Genomic DNA, 9,524 nt, shown 5'->3' with positions numbered 1-9,524 from the left:
GGGCCCGCCTCGCGCGATCCGGATCAACCGGCGTGATCCGCGGGCGCGCGGCCTCCGACCAGTCCGGTCAGGGTCGCCGCTGCGGCCTTGCCGCGCTCCACGAGGGCGCAGAACTCCGCCTCCGCGGGGAACGGATCGAATCCCGAGATCACGAGCTCGAACTGCGCCTTGCCCTCGGCGTCGAACACCGGGAACTGCAGGGAGGTGACCGCCAGCGGTTCCTCACCGGGGGCCAGCCCGCCGGGCGTCCAGCTCTCGAGCAGCGCCTCGACGTTCGCCTTGACCGCGTTCCAGGCGCCCGACAGCTCGCCCCAGGAGGCTGCGGGATCGTTGGCGATCTCGTCGAAGCCGTCCGAGCTCTCCCCGGCGGTGATCGCGTAGCCGTGCTTGCGCACCGCGTCGGTCAGGCGGGACAGCAGAGGGCGGTCGACGTGTCCCAGCAGGTGCCGGGAGTGCTCCTCCCAGAGCTTGACGTGCTCCGGGGTGCTCCAGGCGGCGAGCACCGGGGTGAGCGGGGCTGCGAAGGGGAAGTTCATGCCGACGATCCCGTATCGCGGGCGCGAGGGGAGCAGATTGGCGGCGGTGAGCACCAGCACCGAATCATCGGCCACGGTCGAGAGCAGGCACTCGGTGCCGGTCTCATCGGCCAGCTGCTGCACGACGCCGCGCACGCTCTCCGCCGCTCGCAGCTGGCCGCTGAATCCGGGCACGTCGAAGTCGAGCGCCGGCACCGTGAAGGAGCCGTAGCCGCCCTTGAGGAACAGCAGGGGCAGTCCCGCGCTGCCATCGCCGACGCCGAGACCGGTGACCTCGGCGACCACGAAGGAGTGATCCCCCGCCGGCGTCACGCTGACGATGCGCCCCTCGAACCAGGCGACGGCGTCGTCGAGCCGCGGGTTCCCGAGTTCCGACCGCTCCCAGTGCTCCGAGGCGAAGCGATCCTCGGTGCGCGAGGCGAAGCGCCGGCACAGGGCCTCGTGCCGGTAGCCGAGCACGTTGGCGCAGAAGGTGCCGTTGCGCCGGATCTCGGCGAAGGTGCGCGAGTCGTTCGCCGGGAGGAACCCGACGAGCGGCGGATGCTCGGACACGGCGGTGAACGTGCCGACCACCATGCCCACGGGGCTGCCCTCGGCATCGGTCGACGTGATCGCGGTGACCCCGGTGGGGTACTCGCCGAGAACCGCCCGCCACCAGGCCGACTTCTCGCGGGATTGCTGGATCTGGGTCGCACCGTTGCTACTGGTCATGATTGCCCATTCTGGTCAGCCGCGGCCGGGCGCGCGTTGTGCGCCGAGCTGAAATCGTCCCCGCCTTTCGTGCACCGAACGCACCGCGTCGAGCGCGGCGGCCCGCAGCGGTCCCGGAACGACGAGAGCGCCCGCGCCCTCGAGGGGCGCGGGCGCTCGGTCGTGAGCCCGTGGCTCAGAGCATCTTGGTGACCTGGTCGAAGCTGAGCTCGACCGGGGTCTCGCGCTCGAAGAGCGACACGAGCACGGTCAGCTTGCCCGCAGCCGGGTTGATCTCGCTGATGGTGCCCGGCAGGCCCTCGAAGGAGCCCGACTTGATCGTGATGGTCTCGCCGATCTCGAAGTCGATCTCGACGTTGCCCTGCGCCGCCGCGTTCGCGGCGGCCTTGCCCTTGGCGGTGGCTGCCGGCTCGAGCTCGACGGTGCTCTTGAGCATCTCGAAGGCCTCGTTGATGCGCAGCGGCACCGGGTTGTTGGCGTTGCCCACGAAGCCGGTCACGCCGGGGGTGTGGCGGACGACCGACCAGGTGTGCTCGTTGAGGTTCATGCGGACGAGCACGTAGCCGGGGATGCGCACGCGCGTCACCATCTTGCGCTGACCGTTCTTGACCTCCATGACCTCTTCCATGGGGACCTGGATCTCGTAGATGTCGTCGACCGCACCCATCGTCTCGCGACGGTTCCACAGGTTCGACTTCACCTTGCGCTCGTAGCCGGCGTAGGTGTGGATCACGAACCACTTGCCCGGGCGGCGGCGCAGGTCCTTCTTGAAGGCCTTGTAGGGGTCCTCCGCCGTCTCGGTCTCCTCCTCGACCTCTTCGTCGACGATCGCGCTCGCGGCGGCCGCGGCCTCCTCGGCGCTGTCGATCTCGAGCGCGTCCTCCACGGCGGCATCGGCGACCGGGTCGACCGACTGCACCAGCGCGTCCAGAGCCGACTCGAGATCGGCCTCGGGGGTGTTGCTGTTCTCGCTGGTCATCTGTACTTGCTTTCCTTGGTTCGGGTTCGGGATCGGACTCGTCGACCGCGGGTCAGCCGAGCGGCGTTCCGAAGATGAAGACGGTGACGAAGCCGAACACCTGGTCGAGCGCCCACACGAGCGCCATCATGATGATCACGAAGGCGATCACCACGAGGGTGTAGTTGATGAGCTCCTTGCGGGTCGGCGTGACGACCTTCTTGAGCTCGGCGATCACCTGCTGCACGAAGAGGATGATCCGGCTGAACCAGTTGCGCTTCGCCTCGCGGTCGGCTTTGGCGCGCTCGACCAGACCGCCGCTCTCCTCGACCTCGCTGCTGCTCACTCGCACGTCCTTTCAATCAACCCGCCCGGTGCTCGAGCACCGGGCGGGATCTGCAGGGCGGACAGGACTCGAACCTGCAACCTGCGGTTTTGGAGACCGCTGCGCTACCAATTGCGCCACCGCCCTATGGAGATCATCGGACTTTCATCTCCACCCTTTCGGGCATAGGAAATTTTGGTGAAAGTCAATCACCTCGGATCACTTTACGCGATCCGAGAGCGATTGTCGAACCGGGGGCGCCCCGGCGCCCCCGGCGCCGAACCCCGAGTCCCGAGACCGCCCACCCGACATCCGCGCGTCAGTACTTGTCGCCAAACGGGAGGAATGGCAGCAACTACTGGCGCGCGCAGCGGAGGGACCACGGAGGGACCACGCAGGGACCGCGGGAGGGTCGCGGGAGGGTCGCGGCTGGGCGGGTATGCCCACGGCCGACCACCCGTCTCCGCCGATCGCCCCGAATCTCCCGGCCCCCGTCCAGGGTCGTGACGCGGCCGCAGCCGCTAGGCTTGAGGGGTGACCAACATCTCCCGTCTTTCGAAGAAGATCGCCGCCATCGCCGAGTCCGCGACGCTCAAGGTCGACGCGAAGGCCAAGGCGCTGCAGGCCGAGGGCCGTCCCGTGATCAGCTACGCCGCGGGCGAACCCGACTTCGCGACGCCCGAGCACATCGTCGTCGCGGCGCGTGCGGCCCTCGACGATCCCAAGAACTTCCGCTACACGGCCGCGACGGGCCTGCCGGAGCTGCGCGAGGCGATCGCCGCGAAGACCGCCCGGGACTCGGGGTGGGAGGTGCCGGCGTCGCAGGTGATCGTCACCAACGGCGGCAAGCAGGCCGTCTACCAGTCGTTCCAGGTGCTCCTGGATCCGGGCGACGAGGTCATCGTGCCCGCCCCGTACTGGACCACCTATCCGGAGGCGATCCAGCTCGCCGACGGCGTGCCCGTCGAGGTGTTCGCCGGCTCCGACCAGGGGTACAAGGTGACGGTCGAGCAGCTCGAGGCCGCCCGCACCGAGCGCACCAAGGTGCTGCTGTTCGTGTCGCCGTCCAACCCCACCGGCGCCGTGTACTCCCCCGAGGAGACGCGCGCGATCGGCGAGTGGGCCGAGGCCAACGGCCTCTGGGTCGTCGCCGACGAGATCTACCAGAACCTGGTCTACGACGGCGTGCGCGCGGTGTCGATCGTCGAGGCCGTCCCGGCGCTGCAGGACCGCACGATCCTCGTCAACGGCGTTGCGAAGACCTACGCGATGACCGGCTGGCGCCTGGGATGGATGGTGGGCCCGGCCGACGTCATGAAGGGCGCGGCGAACCTGCAGTCGCACCTCTGCTCGAACGTCAACAACATCGCGCAGCGCGCGGCGATCGCGGCGCTGAACGGGCCGCAGGAGCCGATCGAGGAGATGCGTCTGGCCTTCGACCGCCGCCGCAAGCTCATCGTGGAGGAGCTGAACCGGGTGCCGGGCTTCGTCTGCCCCACCCCCGAGGGTGCCTTCTACGCCTACGTCGACGTGACGGGCGCGCTCGGCAGGACCTACCGCGGGGTCACCCCCGCGACCTCGCTCGAGCTCGCCGACCTCATCCTCTCCGAGGCGGAGGTGGCCGCGGTGCCCGGTGAGGCCTTCGGCCCCAGCGGCTACCTGCGCTTCAGCTACGCGCTGGGCGACGAGGCCCTCGTCGAGGGCGTGCGCCGCATCCGGGCGCTGCTCTCGGAGTAGCCCGCGACGCAGTCTCAGCACGCGGAGAGGGCCGGTCGGGATCGCGGGATCCCGACCGGCCCTCTCGCGTTCGCCGCAGCGGCACCGCCGATGCGTCCGCTCACCCTCCCGGGTCTCCCGGACGCACGAGGCCCGTCTCGTATGCGAGCACGATCAGGGCGGCGCGATCCCGCGCCCTCAGCTTCGCGAGCAGACGGCTCACGTAGGTGCGCGCGGTCGCCGGGCTCAGGAACAGCTCACGGGCGATCTCTTCATTGCTGAGGCCGCGGCCCACGAGCACGAGCACCTCGGTCTCGCGCTCGCTCAGTCCCTCGGGCGGCTCGGCCGCACCGGCGCTCGGAATCGCGGCCTGCATCACGCGCTCGGTCACCGAGGGGTCGAGCAGCGCCCCTCCCGCCGCGACGGTGCGGATCGCGGCGCGCAGCTCGGTGGGCGAGAGGTCCTTGAGCAGATAGCCGGCCGCTCCGGATCGGATGGCTGCGAACACGTCCGCGTCGTCGTCGAAGGTGGTCAGCACGAGCACCCGCGTGCCGCCGAGAGCCGGATCCGCGGCGATCAACCGCGTCGCCTCGACGCCTCCCATGTCGGGCATCCCGAGATCCATGAGCACCAGATCCGGGCTCAGTTCCCGGACCAGTCGCACGGCTTCGCGTCCGTTCTCGGCCTCGCCGATCACCGAGATGTCGCCGTCGCGCTCCACGAGCAGCCGCAGTCCGGCGCGCACCAGTTCCTGGTCGTCGGCCAGCAGCACCTCGATCACGACGCCTCCTCCTCCGGCGCAGACGATCGCGACACGTCCGCCGGCCCGGGAGCGCCCGGTTCCAGCGGCAGCCGCACCGCGACCGCGAAACCGGCTCCCGGAGCGGTGCGCACCCGGAGCGACCCGCCCGCGAGCTCCGCACGCTCGCGCATCCCGGCGATCCCGCTGCCCACCGCGGGGGCGACCCCGGGACCGGCGGTGCGCGGCGCTCCCTCGCCGTCGTCGGAGACCTCGATGCCGAGCCACCCCTCGGCGGCGCGGGCGGTGATCCGCAGCCTCGAGGCCCGCGCGTGCCGCAGCACGTTCGTGGTGGCCTCGGTCAGTATGCGGCTCGCGGCCTCGGCGACCGCCGGCTGCAGCCCTGCCGCTTCGGTATCGAGCTCCACCTGCAGGCCCGCCCGCCGCGCCGTGCGTGCGAGCCGGGCGATGTCCAGCGGGTCCTCGGCGAGCTCCTCCCGTCGCAGCAGCCGCACCGCTGCGCGCAGCTCGCGCAGGGCCTCAGAGCTCGCCTCGCGCACGCGCTCGAGCGCCTCCCGCGCAGCCGTGTCTCCGCCGGCACCGGAGGTCCCGACGGCGCTCGCGCCGGGCGGCGCCTCCGGCGCGAGCGCCTCGGAGGCGACCGAGGCGTGCAGCGAGACCACGGTCAGCCGATGCCCCACGGTGTCGTGCAGCTCGCGCGCGATCCGGATGCGCTGCTCGGCCATGCGCTGCTCGGCCAGGTGCGCCTGCTCGGCCGCGACCAGTTCCGCGATCCTGAGCGACTGCCGCCTGCGCTCGCGCGCCAGCCCGGTGGCCGCGCCGAGGGCGATGGCGGCAGCCGCCAGCGCGACCTCCGTGACGTACTCGTAGCCCGTGAAGCCCGCGGCCGGATCCTGGTCGCTCATCCGGTAGTACGTCGCCACGCCGAGCAGCACCGAGGCGCTCCCGATCGCCCAGAAGGCGCGTCTTCCCGCCGCGGCCAGATAGAGCGCCCCCGTCGCCGGCAGCACCATGCCGAGCGGCGGAAACCCCGCCGTGTAGTAGGCGAAGATGCCGAGGATCGTGCACGCGAGCGCCGTGCGCGGGAACCGCGCGCCGAGCACGGCGAGCGCCGCGAAACCCGCGACGGCGAGGAAGGCCTCGGGCGAGGCCTGCGGTGCGCCGGCCGCCAGCACCACGGTGCAGAGCACGAGCACGGCCGCACAGGCGAACACCGACTCCACCAGCCGGGAGCGCAGCGGCGTCGCATCCTCCTCCATGCCGACCAGCCTAGGCAGGTCCTCCGACGCTCACGAGCCGGGCGGCGGGGATTCCCCGTTTCGTCGCCACGGGGCGACCCCGGGCGACCAGAAGTGTCGCTCCGGGGCGACACCGGTGGCGCCCGCGGGCCGATGCGCCGGGCGTCCGGAGCCTGGAGCCTGGGAGCATGAGTGACGCACGATCGATCCCGACCCGCCCGAGCCCCTCCGATCCTCCGGGTGCCCCGACGCCCGCGAGCCCCGGAGGGGCGATCCCCCGCCGCCTCAGCTGGCCGCTGATCGCCGGTCTCTCGGCGCTCGCACTGCTGTGGCCCCTCGCCGAGATCACCGGCATGCCGCGCGGCTTCGCACGCGCGGCCGTGATCCTCTCGATCATCGCTGCGTGCTGGATCGGCGTCGTCGGGCTCGGGCGTTTTCCGCGTCCCGTGCTCACGCTGACCCTCACGGGTCTCGGGGCGGGGCTGCTCTCGCACGCGCTCTCCTACGCCTTCGGCGGCGGCGCCCCGCTCTGGGCGCTCCCGATCTCCCTGGCGCTGCAGGCCGGCTGGGGTGCTCTGGCCGGGCTGGTGGCGTGGGGCATCCAGACGCTGCTCGGCGGAGCACGCCGGTGACGTCGAATCGGATGGCGCCTCCCGATGCGGCGCGGCCACGTGCGGGTGCGGGTGCGCGCGGCGCGGGCATGCTCCTCGCCGCGGCGCTCGGACTGACGGCGTGCGGCTCGATCCCGATCGTCGGTGCGCCCGTGCGGCCGGTCGTCGAGCAGGAGTTCGCGCAACCGCTCGCGATCCCGTCGCTCGCACCCTCCCGGGTCGAGGACGGCGTGCGGGTGTTCTCCCTCACCGCGGAGGAGGGCGAGCGCTCGTTCGCACCCGCGACCGCACCGGATGCGCTCACCCGCACCTGGGGTTTCGACGGCGACTTCCTGGGACCGACCCTGCGCGCCGAGCGCGGTGAGCGGGTGGCCGTCGAGGTGCGGAATCGGCTCGGCGAGCCCACGAGCGTGCACTGGCACGGGATGCACCTGCCGGCCGCGATGGACGGCGGGCCGCATCAGGAGATCCCGGCCGGCGGATCCTGGCGGCCGGAGTGGACCATCGATCAGGCCGCGGCGACGCTCTGGTACCACCCGCATCCGCACGGCGCGACCGAGGCCCACGTGCTGCGGGGTCTCGCCGGCATGTTCATCCTCGACGACGACGCGTCCGCGAGCGCGGATCTGCCGGAGGAGTACGGCATCGACGACGTGCCGGTGATCGTGCAGGATCGCTCGTTCGATCGCGCCGGGCAGTTCGTGCACGACCGAGACGGCGCGGAGCCCGGCGAACTCGGCGACACCATCCTCGTCAACGGCACCGTCGGCGCCTTCCACGAGGTATCGCGCGAGCGCGTGCGGCTGCGCCTGCTGAACGGCTCCACGGCGCGCAGCTACCAGTTCGCCGTGCCGGGCCACCGGCTGACGATGATCGCGGGCGACGGCGGGCTGCTCGACCGGCCGCTCGAGCTCGATCAGCTGCGATTGGCCCCGGGCGAGCGAGCCGAGGTGGTGGTCCGGCTGGCGGCCGGGGAGCGCGCGACGCTGCGATCCGCCGCCGTCGACCTCGGCGGGGTCGCGGTGCCGGGGGTGATGGGCGGGGGCGATGCCTTCGACGTGCTGGAGCTGCGCGCGACCGACCGGCTGGAGGCCTCGCCCGAACCGCGCTGGCCGGCCTCCCGGCACGCGTCGGAAGACGCGCTGCACGAGGAGGACGCGGTGCGCACGCGCGAGTTCGCGTTGAACGAGCGCGAGATCAACGGCCGACGCATGGACATGCGGCGCATCGACGAGGTCGTGCGCATCGGCGACACGGAGATCTGGGAGGTGCGCAGCAGCCAGCCGATCCCCCACAGCTTCCACGTGCATGACGTGCAGTTCCGCGTGCTCACGGTCGACGACGCGGCCCCGCCGCCGGAGATGGCCGGCCGCAAGGACACGGTGTACCTCGAACCGCGGCGCCGATACCGGCTGCTCATGCGCTTCGAGGACTACGCCGACGCCGAGCACGCCTACATGTTCCACTGCCACATGCTGCTGCACGAGGACGAGGGCATGATGGGGCAGTTCGTGGTGATCGAGCGGGGCGCCCCTGCGCCGCTCGATCTACCTCGGCCGCCGGCCGAGCCCGGTGGATCCGGCTCGCCCGACGGCACGGCCGGATCGCCTCACGGACACTGACCGGCGGTGCTCTGCGGCTGAGCCCGGTCGGGCTCGGGGCCGCCGGTGCCCGTGCGCGGCACCAGATCGCGTTCCGCGTGGAGCCCCATGGCCTGCGCGGCGCGCACCGGATCCTGCTGCTCGATCGCCTGCAGGATCGCCGAGTGGTCGCGGTGCCTCAGGTCGGCGTTCGACCCGGGCCCGAACACCCCGGCCGACCGGGCGCCGCGCATGGGGACCAGCAGCGAGGCGTAGAGCCCGGTCATGAGGCTGTTGCCCGCCGCCTCGAAGATGAGCTGGTGGAAGGTCGCCGGGCTCGCGCCGAACTCGGTCGCCCCCGTCGACGCGGTGGTGCCGTCCAGGTCGCGCGCGTAGGCCTCGCGCATCTGCTGCAGCTGAGCATCCGTGCGGTTCACCGCGGCGAGGCGGGCGGCCTCGACCTCGAGCGCTCGGCGGTACCCGAGGATCTCCTCGATCGGGTAGGCCGCCACGAAGCGGCTCACCACCGAGTTGACGGGTGTGCGCGAGCGCACGAACGTACCGACGCCCTTGATCGGCTCGAGCATGCCCATCGACGCGAGAGAGCGCACCGCCTCCCGCACGGTGGACTTGCCCACTCCCAGCAGCTCCATCAGCTCGGGCTCCTTGGGGATCCGCGAGTTGACCGGCCACACGCCAGAGGCGATGTTCTGCTGCAGGGTCTCCAGCGTCTCCGCCGCCTTCTTGCCGCTTCCTGGCAGTTCCACTCCGAATGCACCTCCTGGGTGAGACTCTATCGAATCGCGGACCGGGAACGACCGCGCTCGCGCGCGGGTTCCCGGGAACCCGGGGAAACGAGGGTCGCCCCCTCCACTGGTGGTGGAGGGGGCGATCCCCGTGCCGTGCTGCGCCGGCGGGCGCGGTCGGTCACCCGGGTCGTCGCGAGTCAGTTCTCGAGGCGGTAGATGAACGCCGCCATCGCCTCACGCGTCACCGACGACTTCGGCTGGAACGCGGGCTTGCCCGACGACTGCTGCACACCCGTCGTGATCCCCGCATCCTTCATCCAATGGATCTCCTTGTAGAACT

At 71.6% G+C, this 9,524-nt stretch carries 9 protein-coding genes and 1 tRNA gene; 3 read left to right on the top strand and 7 right to left on the bottom strand.

Annotation, left to right across the window (positions count from 1 at the left end; translation table 11 throughout):
- Positions 1–23: 23 nt before the first annotated feature.
- The 4 genes from ACWKZU_RS02245 to ACWKZU_RS02230 form a co-directional block, all read right to left on the bottom strand.
- Entirely contained in the window at positions 24–1,247 is a 1,224-nt protein-coding gene (locus ACWKZU_RS02245) for a flavin reductase (protein WP_449280763.1), read from the bottom strand.
- A gap of 175 nt (positions 1,248–1,422) precedes the next feature.
- Positions 1,423–2,226, bottom strand: a complete 804-nt coding sequence (nusG, locus tag ACWKZU_RS02240) for a transcription termination/antitermination protein NusG (protein ID WP_449280762.1) — start codon at positions 2,224–2,226, stop codon at positions 1,423–1,425.
- A 52-nt stretch (positions 2,227–2,278) separates the two neighbouring features.
- On the bottom strand, positions 2,279–2,551 hold the full coding sequence (gene secE / locus ACWKZU_RS02235; protein ID WP_449280761.1) for a preprotein translocase subunit SecE: 273 nt from the start codon (positions 2,549–2,551) through the stop codon (positions 2,279–2,281).
- A gap of 53 nt (positions 2,552–2,604) precedes the next feature.
- Positions 2,605–2,677 (bottom strand) — tRNA-Trp (locus tag ACWKZU_RS02230).
- 387 nt (positions 2,678–3,064) lie between these two features.
- On the opposite strand from ACWKZU_RS02230, the gene ACWKZU_RS02225 reads away from it, so the two are divergent.
- Entirely contained in the window at positions 3,065–4,267 is a 1,203-nt protein-coding gene (locus tag ACWKZU_RS02225; protein WP_449280760.1) for a pyridoxal phosphate-dependent aminotransferase, read from the top strand.
- 100 nt (positions 4,268–4,367) lie between these two features.
- Here ACWKZU_RS02225 and ACWKZU_RS02220 read toward each other — a convergent pair whose 3' ends face one another.
- Together ACWKZU_RS02220 and ACWKZU_RS02215 are read right to left on the bottom strand one after the other, a co-directional pair.
- On the bottom strand, positions 4,368–5,027 hold the full coding sequence (locus ACWKZU_RS02220) for a response regulator (protein WP_449280759.1): 660 nt from the start codon (positions 5,025–5,027) through the stop codon (positions 4,368–4,370).
- Positions 5,024–6,265, bottom strand: a complete 1,242-nt coding sequence (locus ACWKZU_RS02215; RefSeq protein WP_449280758.1) for a sensor histidine kinase — start codon at positions 6,263–6,265, stop codon at positions 5,024–5,026. Before ACWKZU_RS02215 ends, ACWKZU_RS02220 begins: the two co-directional genes overlap by 4 nt.
- 167 nt (positions 6,266–6,432) lie before the next feature.
- Here ACWKZU_RS02215 and ACWKZU_RS02210 point away from each other — a divergent pair, with 167 nt between their 5' ends.
- Together ACWKZU_RS02210 and ACWKZU_RS02205 are read left to right on the top strand one after the other, a co-directional pair.
- The gene (locus ACWKZU_RS02210; protein WP_449280757.1) at positions 6,433–6,876 is read left to right on the top strand and encodes a hypothetical protein; all 444 of its coding nucleotides are present in this window, start codon (positions 6,433–6,435) and stop codon (positions 6,874–6,876) included.
- Positions 6,873–8,477 carry a multicopper oxidase family protein gene (locus tag ACWKZU_RS02205; RefSeq protein WP_449280756.1) on the top strand — a complete coding sequence of 535 codons (1,605 nt, stop codon included), beginning with the start codon at positions 6,873–6,875 and terminating at the stop codon, positions 8,475–8,477. Before ACWKZU_RS02210 ends, ACWKZU_RS02205 begins: the two co-directional genes overlap by 4 nt.
- Here the strand turns inward: ACWKZU_RS02205 and ACWKZU_RS02200 are convergent.
- A complete protein-coding gene (locus tag ACWKZU_RS02200) occupies positions 8,465–9,202 on the bottom strand; it encodes a FadR/GntR family transcriptional regulator (RefSeq protein ID WP_449280755.1) in 738 nt (245 codons plus the stop codon). The two genes, ACWKZU_RS02205 and ACWKZU_RS02200, sit on opposite strands and share 13 nt — an antisense overlap.
- Between the last annotated feature and the right edge of the window lie 322 nt (positions 9,203–9,524).

It is taken from the genome of Leucobacter sp. (assembly GCF_053528595.1).
Note: the sequence above shows the minus strand (reverse complement) of the source record. Positions and strands in the feature narration are given on the sequence as shown.